Source organism: Flavonifractor sp. HCP28S3_F3 (assembly GCF_052065355.1).
Taxonomy (GTDB): domain Bacteria; phylum Bacillota; class Clostridia; order Oscillospirales; family Oscillospiraceae; genus Flavonifractor.
Window position 1 is genome coordinate 62,843 of sequence record NZ_JBQHUF010000010.1, and the last position, 17,215, is coordinate 80,057.

General features: G+C 62.4%; 15 protein-coding genes. All 15 read right to left on the reverse strand.

What is annotated here, in order from left to right:
* Nucleotides 1–25 precede the first annotated feature (25 nt).
* The 15 genes from ACTNB1_RS10095 to mraZ all read right to left on the reverse strand — a co-directional run bounded on the left by ACTNB1_RS10095 (nucleotide 26) and on the right by mraZ (nucleotide 17,064).
* Nucleotides 26–1,390 (reverse strand): citrate/2-methylcitrate synthase, encoded by a 1,365-nt coding sequence (locus ACTNB1_RS10095; protein WP_441169196.1) that lies wholly within the window; start codon nucleotides 1,388–1,390, stop codon nucleotides 26–28.
* Nucleotides 1,391–1,544: 154 nt separating this feature from the next.
* Nucleotides 1,545–2,471 (reverse strand): magnesium transporter CorA family protein, encoded by a 927-nt coding sequence (locus ACTNB1_RS10100; RefSeq protein WP_441169197.1) that lies wholly within the window; start codon nucleotides 2,469–2,471, stop codon nucleotides 1,545–1,547.
* Nucleotides 2,472–2,804: 333 nt separating this feature from the next.
* Nucleotides 2,805–3,914, reverse strand: a complete 1,110-nt coding sequence (gene ftsZ / locus ACTNB1_RS10105; RefSeq protein WP_441169198.1) for a cell division protein FtsZ — start codon at nucleotides 3,912–3,914, stop codon at nucleotides 2,805–2,807.
* Nucleotides 3,915–3,974: 60 nt separating this feature from the next.
* A complete protein-coding gene (locus ACTNB1_RS10110) occupies nucleotides 3,975–4,361 on the reverse strand; it encodes a small basic family protein (protein ID WP_441169200.1) in 387 nt (128 codons plus the stop codon).
* Nucleotides 4,361–5,110: a DUF881 domain-containing protein gene (locus ACTNB1_RS10115; protein ID WP_441169201.1), complete on the reverse strand. Its 750-nt coding sequence runs from the start codon at nucleotides 5,108–5,110 to the stop codon at nucleotides 4,361–4,363. The genes ACTNB1_RS10110 and ACTNB1_RS10115 overlap by 1 nt, the downstream gene beginning before the upstream one ends.
* The gene (locus ACTNB1_RS10120) at nucleotides 5,103–5,996 is read right to left on the reverse strand and encodes a cell division protein FtsQ/DivIB (RefSeq protein ID WP_441169203.1); all 894 of its coding nucleotides are present in this window, start codon (nucleotides 5,994–5,996) and stop codon (nucleotides 5,103–5,105) included. The genes ACTNB1_RS10115 and ACTNB1_RS10120 overlap by 8 nt, the downstream gene beginning before the upstream one ends.
* Nucleotides 5,997–6,074: 78 nt before the next feature.
* Nucleotides 6,075–7,337, reverse strand: coding sequence for a UDP-N-acetylglucosamine 1-carboxyvinyltransferase (gene murA / locus ACTNB1_RS10125; protein WP_441169204.1), 1,263 nt, complete (start codon nucleotides 7,335–7,337; stop codon nucleotides 6,075–6,077).
* 66 nt (nucleotides 7,338–7,403) lie between these two features.
* The gene (gene murG, locus ACTNB1_RS10130; RefSeq protein ID WP_441169205.1) at nucleotides 7,404–8,528 is read right to left on the reverse strand and encodes an undecaprenyldiphospho-muramoylpentapeptide beta-N-acetylglucosaminyltransferase; all 1,125 of its coding nucleotides are present in this window, start codon (nucleotides 8,526–8,528) and stop codon (nucleotides 7,404–7,406) included.
* A gap of 25 nt (nucleotides 8,529–8,553) precedes the next feature.
* The gene (gene ftsW / locus ACTNB1_RS10135) at nucleotides 8,554–9,699 is read right to left on the reverse strand and encodes a putative lipid II flippase FtsW (RefSeq protein ID WP_441169260.1); all 1,146 of its coding nucleotides are present in this window, start codon (nucleotides 9,697–9,699) and stop codon (nucleotides 8,554–8,556) included.
* Between the two features lie 88 nt (nucleotides 9,700–9,787).
* Nucleotides 9,788–10,774, reverse strand: a complete 987-nt coding sequence (gene mraY / locus ACTNB1_RS10140; protein WP_441169206.1) for a phospho-N-acetylmuramoyl-pentapeptide-transferase — start codon at nucleotides 10,772–10,774, stop codon at nucleotides 9,788–9,790.
* Between the two features lie 120 nt (nucleotides 10,775–10,894).
* Nucleotides 10,895–12,334, reverse strand: coding sequence for a UDP-N-acetylmuramoyl-L-alanyl-D-glutamate--2,6-diaminopimelate ligase (locus tag ACTNB1_RS10145; protein WP_441169207.1), 1,440 nt, complete (start codon nucleotides 12,332–12,334; stop codon nucleotides 10,895–10,897).
* Between the two features lie 153 nt (nucleotides 12,335–12,487).
* Entirely contained in the window at nucleotides 12,488–14,938 is a 2,451-nt protein-coding gene (locus ACTNB1_RS10150; RefSeq protein ID WP_441169209.1) for a penicillin-binding transpeptidase domain-containing protein, read from the reverse strand.
* A gap of 177 nt (nucleotides 14,939–15,115) precedes the next feature.
* The gene (locus ACTNB1_RS10155; RefSeq protein ID WP_441169211.1) at nucleotides 15,116–15,673 is read right to left on the reverse strand and encodes a hypothetical protein; all 558 of its coding nucleotides are present in this window, start codon (nucleotides 15,671–15,673) and stop codon (nucleotides 15,116–15,118) included.
* 31 nt (nucleotides 15,674–15,704) lie between these two features.
* Nucleotides 15,705–16,646, reverse strand: coding sequence for a 16S rRNA (cytosine(1402)-N(4))-methyltransferase RsmH (gene rsmH, locus ACTNB1_RS10160; protein ID WP_441169213.1), 942 nt, complete (start codon nucleotides 16,644–16,646; stop codon nucleotides 15,705–15,707).
* A gap of 1 nt (nucleotide 16,647) precedes the next feature.
* Entirely contained in the window at nucleotides 16,648–17,064 is a 417-nt protein-coding gene (gene mraZ, locus ACTNB1_RS10165) for a division/cell wall cluster transcriptional repressor MraZ (protein WP_441169214.1), read from the reverse strand.
* Nucleotides 17,065–17,215 lie beyond the last annotated feature (151 nt).

Here is a 17,215-nt window from a genome sequence, read left to right on the forward strand (position 1 = left end):
CTTGTCAAGCCCTCAATGGATTTTCTTACCGCTGGCCCATGGGCACATAATCGGAGTGCGCGCCCACATACTTATAGGCCGGGCGGATGATCTTGCCCATGTTGATGAGCTCTTCCATGCGGTGGGCGGACCAGCCAGCCACGCGGGCCATGGCGAACAGGGGGGTATACAGCTCCAGAGGCAGGTCCAGCATGTGATACACAAAGCCGGAGTAGAAGTCCACGTTGGCGGACACGCCCTTGTACATCTTCCGCTCCCCGGCGATGACCTCGGGACCCAGTCGGGCCACCAGGGAGTAGAGCTCGTACTCCTCGTCCCGGCCCTTCTCGCGGGAGAGCTTCTCCACAAATTTCTGGAACAGGTTGGCACGGGGATCGGACAGGGAGTAGACGGCGTGGCCCATACCGTAAATGAGGCCGGCCTTGTCGAAGGCCTTCTTGTCCAGCAGAGCCTGGAGGTAGGCCCGGACCTCGTCCTCGTCCTTCCAGTCCTTCACGTGCTCCTTCATGTCCTCAAACATGCGCACCACCTTGATGTTGGCGCCGCCGTGCTTGGGACCCTTCAGGGAGGCCAGCGCGGCCGCCATGCAGGAGTAGGTATCGGTGCCGGAGGAGGTGACCACGTGGGTGGTGAAGGTGGAGTTGTTGCCGCCGCCGTGCTCAGCATGGAGGGTCAGGCAGATGTCCAGCACGTGGGCCTCCCAGAAGGAGTAGGAGGAGTCCGCTCGCAGCAGGGAGAGGATGTTCTCCGCGGTGGACAGCTCCGGCCGGGGTGCATGGATGTACAGGCTGCTGCCGCTCTTGTAGTTCCAGGCCTGGTAGCCGTAGACGCTGAGCATGGGGAAGAGGGAAATGAGCTGGACGCACTGGCGCATAACGTTGGGCAGGGAGATGTCGTCACACTGGTCGTCATAGGAGGCCAGGTTGAGCACGCTCCGGGCCAGGGAGTTCATAATGTCGTGGCTGGGCGCCTTCAGGATCACGTCCCGCACGAAGTTATTGGGCAGGGACCGGTAGTAGGACAGCTGCTTGGTGAAGCTGTCCAGCTCCTCCTGGTTGGGCAGGTGCCCCAGCAGCAGCAGGTAGGCAGTCTCCTCAAAGCCGAAGCGGCCTTCGCTGAGGGCGCCCTCCACCAGCTGCTCCACATCGATGCCGCGGTAATATAACTTGCCGTCACAGGGCACTTCTTCCCCGTTGACGATCTTCTTGGCCACAATATCGGAGACTTCGGTCAGTCCGGCCAGCACACCCTTGCCGTTCAGGTCCCGCAGACCCCGTTTCACATCATATTTCACAAAGTCATCCGGATCGATACTGCTGTTTTGCAGGGTCTGGGCCGCCAGCGCCTCGATCTCAGGGGTAATATCACAATAATTCGGATTGCTCGCCATAGAAAACCTCCATTCTCATCCGTGCCAACGCGGTCTTTGTCAGCCGCGACATTTTGTAAATGAAATGATATCACAAATTTGTTACCATTTTATGAATCAATTTGCAATCTTTCCTTCAAAAAAAGGACCCGCTGCACCGCAGCGGGCCCTTGGGTCAGAACAGGTCCTTTTTCTTCAGCAGAACACCGGCGATCACAATGACCACCGCCGCCACTACCAGGGGGATCCACCAGAAGTGGTCCAGAGGCAGGCCGGTGGTGATATTCATGCCGTAGAAGCCGAAAATGATATTGGGGATGGTCAGCAGAATGGTGATGGAGGTCAGCACCTTCATGATCACGTTCAGGTTGTTGGAGATCACGCTGGCGAAGGCGTCCATCATGCCCGAAATGATGGAGGAGTAGATGTTGGCCATCTCGATGGCCTGACGCACCTCGATCAGCACGTCCTCCAGCAGATCGTGGTCCTCCTCATAAAGGGTAATGATGCGGCCCCGGAGGATCTTTTCCAGGGTCACCTCATTGGCCTTCAGGGAGGTATTGAAGTAGACCAGCGACTTCTCCAGGTCCAGCAGCTGGATGAGCTCCTTGTTACGCTGGGACTTGTACAGCTGCCGCTCCATGTAGTTGTAGATCTTGTCGATCTGCTTCAGGTATTGCAGGAAGCGCTTGGCCACCTGCAGCAGCATATAGAGGATGAAGCTGGTGCGCTTCTGGGTCTCGGCGTTGCGCACCAAACCGTCCTGAAAGTCCTTCAGAATGGAGGTCTCCTTCAGGCAGACGGTGATAATGTGCTTTTGGGTGACGATGATGCCCAGAGGCAGGGTGGAGTACACCACCGCGTCGTCCTTTTCCACCGAGGGGACGTCGATGATGATCAGGGTCTGGCCGTCCTCGGTGTCGATACGGGAGGTCTCCTCCTCGTCCAGGGCGGCCCGCAGGAAGGAGGGCTCCACACCCAGGGTCACCGCCACGGTATTCAGCTCGTCCTCGCTGGGGTAAGTCAGGTTGACCCAGCAGCCGTCCTGCACGGAGTCCAGCTTGGTCATTTTCCCGTTGATGGTTTTATAAATAGAAAGCAATCCGCTCACGCCTTTCTGGGCGCGGAGGAAAAAAGGGCACAAAAATCCCCCGCCGCCTGTTTCTTGCCGTCCGGACGGGCAAAGCCCGGCGGACACACGGCGCTTCAGACGCGGGGGCCTGGCCGGTCAGCAGACCGGCAGGACAGGTCGCCTGTGCGCCGTGTTACGTACAATGTATGCTCGACTCAGAGGGTCACCGCTCACGGCGCATATCACTCCCTTGTTTCTAATCTTAGTCCAAACTTGATTATATGCCTTTTCCCGCCGGATTGCAAGGCTTCCGGCTAAAACGCCGCGCGGCTGTTTGCCGCGCGGCGTTTCCTGCTGCGCTGCTCAGCGGCCCCGGTTGAAGATCTTAAAGATATCCTCAAAGGGATCGTCCTCGGCAGAAGCGGGAGCCTCCTGCTTCTGCTCCTGAGGCTGCTGCTGGGTCTCGGCCTTCTTTTCCGCCGCGGCGGAGAAGGGCTTACTGGGCATGGTGCCCTCCCGCTCCTCGAAGCCGGTGGCGATGACGGTGACCCGGATCTCGTCCTCCAGGGTGTCGTCGAAGGCGGCACCGAAGATGATAAGGGCGTCGGGGTGAGCGGCCTGCTGCACCAGGTTGGCAGCGGTCTCCACTTCCTCCAGGCCGATGTCCATGGAGCCGGTGACGTTGACCAGCACGCCCTTGGCGCCGTTGATGGAGGTCTCCAGCAGGGGGCTGGAAATGGCCATCTTGGCGGCCTCCTCGGCCTTGTTCTTGCCGGCGGCCCGGCCCACGCCCATGTGAGCCATGCCCGCGTTCTGCATGACGGCAGTCACGTCGGCGAAGTCCAGGTTGATGAAGCCGGTGTTCTTAATGAGGTCGGAGATGGACTGCACCGCCTGGCGCAGCACATCGTCGGCGATCTCAAACGCGTTGGCAAAGGTGATCTTCTGGTCGGTGGCGAACTTCAGCCGCTCGTTGGGGATGATGACCAGGCTGTCCACCCGGGTACGCAGCTCCTCGATGCCCTTCTCCGCCTGGACCATCCGGCGGCGGCCTTCAAAGTTGAAGGGCTTGGTGACCACGCCCACGGTGAGCAGGCCCATTTCCTTGGCGATATCCGCCACGATGGGAGCCGCGCCGGTGCCGGTGCCGCCGCCCATACCGGCGGTGATGAACACCATGTCGGCATCCTCCAGAGCCTTGGAGATGGCGCTGCGGCTCTCCTCGGCGGACTTGCGTCCCACCTCGGGATCGCTGCCCGCGCCCTGGCCGCCGGTGAGCTTCTCACCGATCTGAATCTTAAAAGTAGCACTGGAAACGGCAAGCGCCTGCTTGTCCGTATTAACCGCAATAAAGTCTACGCCCTTGGTCCCGGACTTCACCATCCGGTTGACCACGTTGTTGCCGCCTCCGCCAACGCCGATGACCTTAATGGTAACGACATTATCGGGACCGGTATCCAGCCCAAACGCCATAACTGCTCCTCCTATGTGAAACGAATTCGTGATTTTTGTTTAAAAAGAGGGAAAAAAGAGCTATCTTGTATGCTCCTCCTCGGAAGTAACCATATCTTGATTTATTTTAGCGCTCTTTTGCCTGGAGGTCAATAGTTCCCGCCGGATTTCCGCAAAGTTTTGGAACATTCTCGTTCCGAACACCACCACCGCCGCAAGGTACAGCGGCAGGCCCAGACTCTGGCCCAGCCAGGTGAGAAAAACCGCGATGACCGCGTTGCCGATGGTGCCCGACAGAAACATATCCAGCTTGAAGTCTCCTACCACCCGGGCCCGGAACCCGCCCAGGGCGGAATCCAGAGCGGCCAGCAGGCCGGTGGCGGCGTAAAGGGAGTATTGACTGGGAATGGTCCAGGGGAACACCAGTCCCACGGCCAGACCCACCAGCAGGCCCACGATCTCCAGCATCAGCCCTCACCCTCCTCTTCGCCCGGCGTCACGCTGTGGGCGTATTGATAATCTACCGTTCCGTTGTACTTGGGGATCAGCAGCAGGTCACTGGCGGTGACCTTCACGGTGATCCCCCACTGACCCAGTACGTCGGCCACGCCGTTGCGCATGGTCATGGCGTTGTACAGGGTGTCCGGGTCGCCGATGGCGAAAATGATGTAAGGGGCGGCGTACCGCCGGCCGTTCACCGTCACCACGGCGCCGGTGCAGCGCACCTCGCTGGTGGCCAGAATGCGCTCTCCGTTGAGGGAGATGGCCTCCGCCCCGGCGGAGCGCAGCTCGTTGATGACGGAGAGAAGGTCGCTGTCATGGATCAGATAGTCGGCCTCGTCCCCGGTGACGTTGGAGGAGGTGGAGTCCTCCAGAATAACGGTAACTCCCGGCCCCTCCACGTCGGTGAGACCGGCGGTGATCTCCAGCTTGTCCACCTCAGCCTTCAGAGCCTCGCTGCCCGCCTCGCCGGAGGCGGCCTGCTCCCGGTAGAGGGACAGCTCGCTCTGGAGCTGCTTCACCTGGTCCTCCAGGCCGTCCTTCTGGTCCATCAGCTCGTTGTACAGGCTCTGTAAGGTCTCCAGCCGCGCGGCGTTGGTGGCGTCCGCCGCACCGCTGAGCTTCACGCTGCGCAGCTGGGCCGCCAGCAGAAAGCCTACCACGGCACACACCACCATCACGGCCAGCTGGCCCCGTTTGCGTCCTTTTTTACTCATTTGCATCTTCTCCCTGGGGAGTCTGGCTCACTTCCGGCGCGGCCGTCTCCTCTGTCTCACTGTCGGTATCTGTCTGGGCGGGCTCCTCCACCGTCTGGCCGGGCAGCCAGCGCTCCGGCAGCAGGTGGGTCTCCCGACCCTCATAGTTCTGGTCCAGGGTGCCGGTGCGGGGAATGCCCCGCTCGTCCATGCTCTCCAGCGCCCGCTTCAGCTCATAGGTCTCCTGGTCAAAGTCCCCGTTCAGCGGGAAGATCACCGTCAGGTTGTCGCCGTAGCCGAACCGGATCTCGTTCTCACTGCTCAGGTCGATGAAGCTGGTGAGGCTGCCCGTCATCTGCCGCCCGGCAATGGCGGTAAAGAATTCCCGCAGCCGGTCCAGCTTGTTCTGCTCCTCCGGGCTCACCGTCAGGCGGTTGCCCACTGTGGCGTCCACCGGCGTCAGGCCCAGCACCTCAGGCAGCCCTTCGGTGAGGGAGGAATCTCCCGCCTCCAGGATCTTGCACCGGTGGTCCAGCAGCCAGTAGGTGCCGTCGCTCTCGATCCAGGCAACAGGCACGCTCTCCGTCACGTAGAAGATCAGGGTGTCGGGCAGCTTCCGCTCGATGGACAGATCGTCCACATAGGGCAGGCGGGTCAGGATCTGGGACACCATTTTACTCTTGTTCAGCGTGAACAGGTTGTCCCCCTGCTGTACGCCGGAGGCGGCGATGATCTCCTCCGCGGGATAGCGGCTGTTCCCCTCCACCACCATGGTGTTGACCCGAAAAAAGACCACGCAGCCCATCAAAATGGCGGCGAAGATGATCAGAGTGGACAGCAGCTTATAGAGGAAGCCGAAGCGTCCCCGGTTGCGCCGCCGTCCCTTTCTGTTCCGTCTTGCCGCCATTCCACTGGTCTCCTGTCTTTTGATCTTAGTTCTCTTTATACTATCCCACAAAAAGGATAAAAAAGTCTAAAGAAGCTCTTACGATTTTCCCGCTTTTTCCCGAACAATGTGGGCGCCCAGGGCGCTCAGGTCTCCCTCCAGGCTCTGGTAGCCCCGGTCGATGTGGTGCAGGTCCTCCACGCGGGTCTCGCCCTCCGCTCCCAGAGCGGCCACCACCAGGGCGGCTCCGCCCCGCAGATCGGAGGCCCGGACCCGGGCTCCGTGGAGCCTGGGCACACCGTACACCACCGCCACACGGCCCTCCACACGGATATCCGCACCCATGCGGATGAGCTCATCCACATGGCGGTACCGGCTGTCAAACATGTTCTCCACGAACACCGTGCAGCCGCTGCCCTTGCACAGGGCCGCCATCAGGGGCGCCTGGGCGTCGGTGGGAAAGCCGGGATAGGGCGCGGTGCGGATGGGCCGCACTCCCTTCAGGGGCTTGGTGCAGGCCAGGGTGATCCTCCCCGGCTGGCTGCGCACCGTGCAGCCGGCCTCGGTAAGCACCGCGGTGACGGTGGACAGGTTGCGCCAGTCCACACCGGTGACCTCCACATGTCCTCCCGCGGCGGCCGCCGCCGCCAGATAGGTACAGGCCACGATCCGGTCCCCCATGACGGTATAGGACCCGCCGTGGAGGGGCACGCCCCCCTCAACGGTGATGACCGAGCTGCCCGCACCCCGCACCCTGGCTCCCAGGGCCAGCAGGAAGTTCTGGAGATCCACGATCTCCGGCTCCCGGGCGGCGTTGGTGATGGTGGTGACGCCGTCAGCGCACACCGCCGCCAGCATGGCGTTCTCGGTGGCTCCCACGCTGGGGAGGGACAGGACGATGTCCGCCCCGTGGAGCTTTCCCTCACACAGCAGGCCGCCGTCCGCCTCGGTGATCTGTCCGCCCAGAGACCGGATGGCCGCCAGGTGGAGGTCGATGGGCCGGGGACCCAGCTCGCAGCCGCCGGGGGCGCACATTCTGGCCCGTCCCATCCGGCCCAGCACTGCGCCCAGGAAGATCACTGAGGAGCGCATCTCCCGCATTAGGGCGTCGGGCACGTCGCACCGGGTGGGCGCAGAGGCGTCCACCACCACAGCGTCTCCCTCCCTGCGGGCGGAGCAGCCCAGGTGCCGCAGGATGGCCAGGGAGGCCTCCACGTCGGACAGCCTGGGACAATTGTGGATGATGCACTCCCCCGGCGCCAGCAAAGCCGCCGCCAGAATGGGGAGCACACTGTTTTTTGCCCCGTGGATCTCCACGGAGCCCTCCAGAGGGAAGCCTCCCTCCACCAGATATGTATTCATATGCCATCCTCCGCACTTCGGTTTTGGTACGCTATCCTATGCGGGGGATAGAATGGGGGTTCGTTTTTACTTTTTCCGCCCCAGCAGGCCGGAAAGGGTGTTGTAGATCTGCTCCGCCGCGTCGGCCACAGCCATGGCCCGGAGGGCGGCGCTCATGGCCTCCCGCTTCTCCTTGTCATTCAGGATGGAAGCGGCCACCTGATACAGCTTCTCCCCGGAGCTTTCGCTCTCAGGCAGCAGCACCGCGCCGCCGGCCCCCTCCAGCACCCGGGCGTTCTTGGTCTGGTGGTCGGCTACCACATTGGGGGACGGCACCAGGATGGAGGGCTTGGCGATGGCGGTGAGCTCGGAGATGGTGGAGGCGCCCGCCCGGCAGAGCACCAGGTCGGCGGCGGCCATCACCACCGGCATGTCGTAGATGTACTCCCGCACGTCGATAGAGGCGCCGGTCTTCACGCCCTTGGCCTTCAGGGCCTGGCACACGGTCTGGTAGTCCCGGCCCGCCCCGTGGATGTGGTGGAAAGGCTCCCCGTCGGCACATTCCCGGGAAATAAAGTCCACGATCTGGCGGTTCATCTCCTCGGCGCCCAGGCTGCCCCACACGGAGAGCACCAGGGGCCGGTCATCGGTGAGGCCCAGCTTGGCACGGGCCTCCTTCCAGGTGTACTGGAAGAAGTCACTGCGCACCGGGGTGCCGGTGACCACCACCTTGGAGGGGTCGTCGTAGTGGTTTCTGCTCTCCTCAAAGCCCACCATCACCACGTCCACCACCTTGGACAGGGCCTTGGTGGTGAGGCCGGGGACGGCGTTGGACTCATGGACGGCGGTGGGGATGCCCCGGGCGGCGGCGGCGTTTACCACCGGGTAGGAGGCGTAGCCGCCGGTGCCCACCACCAGGTCGGGCTGGAATCGGTCCAGAATGGCGTTGGCCTGCTTCTTGGACTTGTTCATGTTCAGCAGGGTCTTGAAGTTGTGGCCGATGGCCACCGGAGAAAAGGACCGACGGAAATTGGTGATGGTCACCGTCTCGATGGGATAGCCCTCCTTGGGCACCAGACGGGTCTCCATGCCGCCGTCGGCTCCCACGAACAGCACCTCACAGCCCGGGTTCCGGGCCTGGAACATCTGGGCCAGAGCCACGGCAGGGTTCACATGTCCTGCGGTCCCGCCGCAGGTAAAGAGGATCTTCATGCTTCCACTTCCCTCTCAAACATTCTTATTCTTGTTTTGGTGCCGGAATTTGTCTGGATACCGACAGCACCATGCCCATCTCCGCCAATTGGATCAGCAGGGCCGTACCGCCGTAGCTGAAGAAGGGCAGCGAGATACCGGTGGTGGGCAGCAGGTTGGTGACCACCGAGATATTCAAAAAGACCTGCACCGCCAGCAGGGTGGTGACGCCCACCACCAGCAGGGCGCCGAACCGGTCTCTGGCGTGGACGGCCAGCCAGTAGCCCCGGACCACAAGCAGCACGAACAGCAGGATGACCAAGGCCGCGCCGATATAGCCCAGCTCCTCACAGACGATGGCGAAGATGAAGTCGTTTTCTGGCTCAGGCAGGTAGAGGAATTTCTGACGGCTCTTGCCCAGTCCCAGGCCCAGCAGGCCACCGGAGCCGATGGCGTACAGGGACTGGATGATCTGATAGCCGCCCTCCTGCTTGTAGGCCCAGGGGTCCTTCCACACCAGGATGCGGGTGGACTGGTAGCCCTGCATGGACAGGGCCAGCAGCACGCCCATGGCGCCGCCGCCCAGCAGGAACCAATAGAACTTGATGCCGGCGGCGAAGAGCACCGACGCCGCGCCGGCCAGAATGAGGATGGTGCCCGACATGTGGGGCTCCAGCTTCATCAGAAAGACGATGATCAGCAGGATGACGCCGTAGGGTACCAGCTCCAGGAACCCGATTTTGTCCAGCCAGCCCACAAAGCCGCTGAGGTTGGACCGGGGGTTGAGCCGGATGGGCTTTTCCGTATTCCGCTTGCTTAGCCTGGCGGAAAAGTACATGATGACCGCCACCTTGGCGATCTCCGAGGGCTGGAAGGTACCCAGGCCAGGCACCGCGATCCACCGGCGGACGCCGTCGGCGCGGTTGGTGTGGATGCCGGGGATCAGCACCGCGATCAGCAGCAGGATGGCCACGCCCAGGGCGAACACCGACATCCAGCGAAAGGTCTGGTAATTGATCCTGGAGATCACGTACATGATGGCCAGGCCCGCCGCGGCAAACAAAGCCTGCCGCATGAAGTAGTAGGCGGGGTCCCTGCCCTCATAATAGGCGGTGGCGAAGGAGGCGGAAAAGACCATGACCGTGCCGATGCCTGTCAGCAGCAGCACCAGCATGAGGAAGGGCAGATCCATAGGCCCTCTGGCCAGCTGCTGTTCCATGGTCAGATCGCGCTTGCGTTTTGCCAAAGCCTTTCGCCTCCTTCAGCGGAAAAAATGAAACTCAGGCCCAGCGGCCCATGACGCCCCAGAAGGCCACCAGGCAGGCCAGCAGGGTGATGCCGGTGAACACCGTCACCAGCTTCACCTCGCTCCAGCCGCCCATCTCCAGATGGTGGTGGAGGGGCGCCATGCGGAAGATCCGCTTGCCGTGGGTGAGCTTGAAGTAGCCCACCTGAATGATATCGGACAGGGTCTCAGCAATGTAGATGATGCCCACCAGAATGAGCACCAGGGGGATATCCAGCCCAAAAGCCAGGCCGCATACCGCGCCGCCCAGGAACAGGGAGCCGGTATCGCCCATGAACACCTTGGCGGGGTGGAAGTTATAGATCAGGAAGGCCAGCAGGCCGCCCAGCAGGCCGCCGGAGAAGATGCCCAGCTCGTAGTGCTCCCACAGCACGGCCACGGCGGTGAAGAAGATCATCACCGGCACCGTCACGCCGGCGGCCAGGCCGTCGATGCCGTCGGTGATGTTGACGGCGTTGACGCAGCCCACCATCACAAAGGCGGCAAAGATCATGTACAGAGGCCAGGGCACAGGGAACGTCACATTGACGAAGGGGATGTAGAGATCAGGCGTCAGATACCCGAAATTCCGCAGCAGCACGGTAAACAGCACGGCGGCCGCCAGCTGAAGCAGGAACTTCTGAGGGGCGGTGAGGCCGGTGTTCTCATGCTTCTTTACCTTAAAATAGTCGTCGATATAGCCGATGATACCGAACACCAGGGCAAACAGGAACACGAAGGCCCCGCCCAGGATCCCGTTTTCAAAATCCGGCCAGCTCAGCGCCGCTACCATAACGGCAGTGCCGAAAATGAACATGAGCCCGCCCATGGTAGGGGTGCCCTGCTTGGTCATGTGCCAGGTGGGTCCGATTTCCTTGATGGACTGGCCCGCCTTCATCCGGCGCAGCACGGGGATCAGCCACCGCCCCGCCAGGGCGGTCACCACAAACGACGCCACGATACTGATGACGATCCTCAACATCTCTTTTGCAACCTCCAAAGCCTCTCACAGCTCGATTTGATCCGTTCCATTCAGACCGGGTAGGTATTTTATCACAAACGCCCGGCGCTTTCTACTTGAAATAGTAACAAACTTCCTTGTCTATTTGGCAAACCAGGCGGCGATTTCCTCCCGTTCGTCCAGGTGATGCTGCACGCCGTTTATCTCCTGATAAGTTTCGTGGCCTTTTCCCGCCAGCACCACGGTGTCGCCGGGCCGGGCCAGGGACAGGGCCAGAGGGATGGCTTTCCGCCGGTCGGGCTCCACATGCCGTCGGGCCGGGGTGTCCTCCATCCCCGCCAGAATGTCCCGGATGATGGTCTCCGGTTCCTCGGTGCGGGGGTTGTCGGAGGTAACCACCGCCACGTCGGCCAGGGTGCCGGCGATGGCGCCCATTTTGGGCCGCTTGGAGCGGTCCCGGTCGCCGCCGCAGCCGAACAGGCAGATGACCCGGCCGGGGGTAAAGTCCCGTACGGTGGTGAGGATGTTTTCCAGGGCGTCGGGGGTATGGGCGTAGTCGATGATGACGGTAAAGTCCGCCGGCACCGGCACCACCTCCACCCTGCCCTTCACGCCCCGTGCCGAAGCCAGGGCGCGGGCGCAGTCGGTCAGAGGCAGGCCCAGGGTCACGCCGCAGGCCAGGACGCCCAGAGCGTTGTACACGGTGAAGCCGCCGGGGATGGCCAGCCGCACCCGGGCGATGGCGTCCATGGTCACCGCCTCAAACTCCACCCGCTGGGGAAAGAGCCGCAGGTTTTTGGCGGTGAGGTCCGCCTCGTCCCGCCGCTCGGAGTAGGTGAACACCGGGCAGGGGGCGGTGGAGGCATAGTAGCGCCCCGCCTCGTCGTCCAGGTTGAGCACCGCCCTCTCGCACTGGCGGAACAGCAGACCTTTTGCGTCCCGGTAGGCCTCCATGGTCCGGTGGAAGTCCAGGTGATCCTGGGTCAGGTTGGTGAAGATGCCCGCTTTGAAGCGAATACCGTCCAGCCGGTGGAGCACCAGGGCGTGGGAGGAGGCCTCCATCACCACGTGGGTGCAGCCGGCGTCCGCCATGTCCCGCAGCAGCTTCTGCACCTCCCAGGACTCCGGGGTGGTGCGGTGGGCGGGGAGGATCTCCTCCCCGATCATGTTCTGATTGGTGCCGATGAGGCCAACCTTGGCCCCCAGCACCCCTTCCAGCATGGCTTTCAGCAGATAGGTGGTCGTGGTTTTGCCGTTGGTGCCGGTCACCGCCAGCACCGTCAGCTCCTCCGCCGGATGGCCGAACCAGTTGGCGGAGACGGCGGCCAGAGCCGCCCGGGGATCGGGAGTCACCAGCCAGGGGCCCTCCCCGGCCGGGGGGCTTTGGCAGAGCACCGCCGCCGCCCCCTGTTCCAGGGCCTGGGCAATGTACCGGTGGCCGTCTGTCTTGTATCCCGGCAGCGCCACAAAGAGGCAGCCGGGGGTCATGGTACGGGTGTCATAGCTGATTGCCGATACATCCACATCCCCAACCCGCCGGTCCGTGATGGGGACCGACTTGAGCAGTTGGTTTAGCTTCATGCATGCACCCTCCAAATCGTCGCCGCAAAGTCCGCATCGCTTTGTTCGGGCTGACGCCCAAACCGCGCTTCGCTTCCTTGCGGCTCCTCTCCATGGCAAACCCGTTTCACTGGGCTTTGCCATGGTGTGAAAACTGCTTCATCGTTTTTTTGATCACAGGCCGGAGCCGCCACCGCCGCTGGCGGTGGAGTCGCTGAAGCGCACCTCGATGGCAGTGCCCCGGTCCACCAGGGTACCGGCGGCAGTCTCCTGCTCGTAGGCGGTGCTGGCGCTGTAATCGGCGGCGCCGATGGCCTTCAGATACAGGCCGGCGTCCTCCATCTTCTTCTGGGCCTGCTCCAGAGTGAGGCCCACCACGTTGGGCACCTGCACCTGATCGGTGGGCACCTCCGTGCCCATATAGAGCACAACCTCGCTGCCGCCGGGGATGGATGCACCCTTGGCGGGGATCTGACCGGTGACGGTGTCGCCGTCGCCCACAGTCCGCAGGGTCAGGTTGTTCTTCTTCAGGGTGGAGGTAGCGGTGGCCAGGTTCATGCCAGTGACGTTGGGCACCAGCACGTCAGCGGTGGCCGAGTAGGTCTTCTGCACGCCCAGGTAGTCCAGAATGTTCTCCAGCAGCTCGCCGGCCATGGGTGCGGCCATGTTGCCGCCGCTGATGTACCAGCCGCCGGCGGTGGACTTGGCGCCGGGGAAGGCGGGCTTGGGGTTGTCGTAGGCCAGCAGGATGATGACCTGGGGATCGTCCGCCGGGGCAAAGCCCAGGAAGGAGACGATGGTGTGGTCGGTCTCGCCGGTCTCGGAGGAACCGGTCTTGCCGCCGATGCGGTAGCCCTCTACCCGGGCGTTCTTACCGGTGCCGCCGTCCACTACCTTCTCCAGGATCTCCCGGCAGCGCTCGCTGGTCTGCTCGCTGACCACCTGGCGCACCTCGGTGGGCTGGTTGGACTGGACCACGTTGCCGTTGGGGTCGGTGACCTGGCTGACCACGTAGGGCTTCATCAGGTGGCCGCCGTTGACCACCGCCGCGGCGGCGGTGAGCATCTGGATGGGGGTGATCTTCAGGCGCTGGCCGAAGGAAGCGGTGGCCAGGGAGGAGATGCCCTCCGCGCTGGTGAAGTAGTCCCGGCTCCAGATCAGGCCGGCACTCACCGGATCGTTCTTGGGCTCGCCCTGCATATCGATGCCGGTGGGTTCCAGCAGGCCGAAGCTCTCCAGATAGTCGTAGAATTTATCCGCACCCAGCTTCTGACCAATGGCAATGAAGGCCGGGTTACAGGAGTTGGCCACCGCCTTGGCCAGGTCCTGGTCTCCGTGGCCGTCACGGTCGGAGCAGTGGATGGTGTGGTCGGCCACCTGCACGCTGCCGGAGCAGTAGAAGTGGTCGCTCTCGCTGACCACGCCCTCCTCCAGGGCGGCGGCCAGCACCAGGGACTTGAAGGTGGAACCGGGCTCGTAGGTGTCGTTGATAGCCTTGTTGCGCCACTGGGTGTACAGGGCGTTGGTTTCTGCCGCGGCCACTGCCTTATCATAGGCCTCCTGGGAGGAGGCGCCCTCCTCCAGGGCCTTCAGATAGGCCTCCTCCTTGGTGTAGCCGCCGTTTTTCACATCCTCGATGTACTGCAGCAGCACCGGATCGGAGACCTCACGGTAGTTGTTCAGATCATAGGTGGGAGAGTTGGCCCAGGCCAGGATCTCGCCGGTGTTGGGGTCCATGGCGATGCAGAAGCCGCCGTCCTGGACCTCAAACTGCTCGATGCCCTTTTTCAGGATGCTCTCGCAGAAGGACTGGATGGTGGCGTCGATGGTCAGGGTCAGGTCGTCGCCGTCGGTGGCGTCATAGTAGTCCTCAAACCAGTAGAGCATCTCGGTGCCCACGCCGTTCTTGGCGGTGACCACACGGCCGCTCTCGCCGGACAGCTCCTCCTCATACAGCGCCTCCACGCCGTAGGCGCCGGTATTGTCCACGTTGGGGTTGACAAAGCCGATGACCTGGGCGGCCAGGCTGCCCTTGGGATAGTACCGCTTGCTGGTGGGCATCAGGTAGATGCCGCTGATATGGTTTTCGGTGATGAACTGCTCCACCGCCTCCGACTCTTCCGGCTCTACCCGCCATTTGATCATCTCATACAGGGAGTTCTCCTTGGCCAGCCGGGCCAGGATGTCGTCCACCTCCAGGTCCAGGATGGCCGCCAGATTTTCGGCGATGAACTGGTTGGTGGGTTCGGGATAGTCCGGAGGGTCCTTTCCCTTCTCCTTGGCCTCCTTCACTTTCTCCTGATAGGCCTCCTGACAGGCGATGATCTCCTTGGGAGAGAGCTGCACGTTGTACACCGTGGCGCTGAGGGCCAGCGGGGTGCCGGTGCTGTCATAAATGGTGCCCCGGTTGGCCTCCACCGTGCTGTCCTTGGTCTGCTGATCCGCCACCAGTTCCTTATACTTGTCGTATTCGCTGATCTGGATCTGCCAGAGCCGGAAAAACAACGGTACGAATACCGCTACGCCAAAAATCGCCATCAGAACCAGGGTGCGGATCAGGATGGTGCGGTTGGCCCGCCGGTCCGGCTGCTGCCGGATCACTCGGTCTTTCTTTCTGTACGCCATGACTGGTCACCTCGCTTGGGTCGCTCCGCCGAAATCGACGGATAGTTACAGTGGAGGGCGTAAGAAAATTTCTTTTCTTACGCCCTCTTTCGTCCGTTTTCGTTTCATACGGGTGGGCCGCCCGGCGGCAGCCCGGTTCTCTCTTTATGGGGTCTGCAAATCAATATATGGCTGGGGTCACTGGAAATATTCCACGATCTCATTCACGATGGATTTCACGCTGTCTACAAAGCCCTGAGCGCCCTCGGCGGCGGTATCCTCCTGCTGGAACAGGGTCACGGAGTCGGGCTCGGAGAGGTCCACATAGATGGTCTGTCCGCTCTGGGGCTTGACCATGGAGCCGTCGGCCGTCATTGCCGCTTCGATGCCCTCCAGGTCATAGGCCAGCTCGTACTGAGCCCGCAGCTTGGCCTCCTCGGAGCGCAGCTCGGTCATCTCGCTCTTCAGGTCCACCACCTGCTGGGAGATCACCGTCAGGTTCACATAGCTGTACAGCAGCAGGATGGCAAACACGCCGATGGCCAGAAAGCCCACCACAGCGAAGGGCGCCACCCGGCCCGCCTCCCGCACACGGACCTTGGGACGGGCCACCACCCGCTCCTTGGGCCGCACCATGGGACGGGGCTGGAGCACTTCCTCGCCGGGAAGCTGCCGTACCGCCGAGCCGTCATAGGCGTCATAGGGGATGTCGTTGTATCGGTTGTATCGTGCTCTGTGCTTTACGGCAGTCGCCATTCCTGCGTCCACTCCATTCTCCTTGGTAAACTCACAGCTTTTCTGCCACCCGGAGCTTGGCACTGCGGGCTCTGGGGTTTTCCTCCAGCTCCGCCGCTCCGGAAACGATGGGTTTTTTATTCACCAGTTTGATCTGCGGCTTTTTCCCGCACACACACACCGGGAAGTCCGGCGGGCAGGTACAGCCCTTGGCAAACTCCGCCAGGGCGTTTTTCACGATCCGGTCCTCCAGCGAGTGGAAGGAGATCACCGCCAGCCGCCCGCCCTGGTTCAGACGGGGCACCGCGGCGCGCACCATCTTGTCTACCGACGAGAGCTCGTCATTCACCGCGATGCGGATGGCCTGGAAGCTCCGCTTGGCCGGGTGCTGCTTCTCCCGCAGGGCGGCGGCCGGCATGGCCGACCGGATGACCTCCACCAGCTGCAGGGTGGTCTCAATAGGCGCCTTGTCCCTGGCCCGGACGATGGCTCCCGCGATGGCGGGGGCATACCGCTCCTCCCCGTACTGCCAGAGGATGCGCCGCAGCTCCTCCTGGGGCCACTCATTGACCACCGTCCGGGCCGTCAGGGTATCGGTCTTGTCCATTCTCATGTCCAGGGGGGCGTCCGCCATGTAGGAGAACCCCCGGGACGGGTCGTCCAGCTGGGGGGAAGACACCCCCAGGTCAAACAGCATGCCGTCCACGCCCTCCAGACCCAGGCCGTCCAGAATGGCGTCCAGCTCGCAGAAGTTGCTGTGCACCAGGGTTACCTTGTCCATCCAGGAAGCCAGCCGCTCCTGGGCCGCGTCCAGGGCCGCCTGGTCCCGGTCCACGCAGATCAGTCTGCCGGTGGTCAGCCGCTTGGCGATCTCCCGGCTGTGGCCCGCCCGGCCCAGGGTGCCGTCCAGGTAGATCCCCTCCGGCTTGATGTCCAGCCCCTCGATGCACTCGTCCAGCAGCACCGGCTTGTGGGAATAGATCGGTTCACTCATATCAGAATCCCAAAGCCTCCATGCAAGCCGACATTTTCTCCGGCGTCATCTCTTCCTCTTCCTGAGCCAGCCAGGCGTCGGCACTCCAGATCTCCGCCCGGTCGTGGACGCCGATGATGACCACATCCTTGTCCAGACCCGCGTACTTGCGCAGCTTCTGGGGAATGACGATACGGCCCTGGCTGTCCAGCTCACACTTGGCGGCGTTGGCGAACAGCGGGCGCATGGCCTTGGACTGACTCATGGGCAGGGAGGCAAACTTTTCTGTAAACCGGTCCCAGGTGGACTGGGGGTAAATGGCCAGGCAGGCGTCCACGCCCATGGCCAGGTAGAAGGTGACGCCCAGCTCCTCCCGGAGCTTGGCGGGAATGAACAGGCGGCCTTTGGAGTCGATGCTATGCTCGTAAGTCCCGGTCACGCCCTTCACTCTCCCTCCACTTTACTGAAATCCGGCGGGTTTTTCCTCCACTTCGCCCCACTTTCTTCTCTAGTATAAATGCTCTGTAACAGAATTGCAATAGTTTTTTCTTCTTTTTTAAGTAGAAAAATGCCTGTTTTCCTAGGTAAAC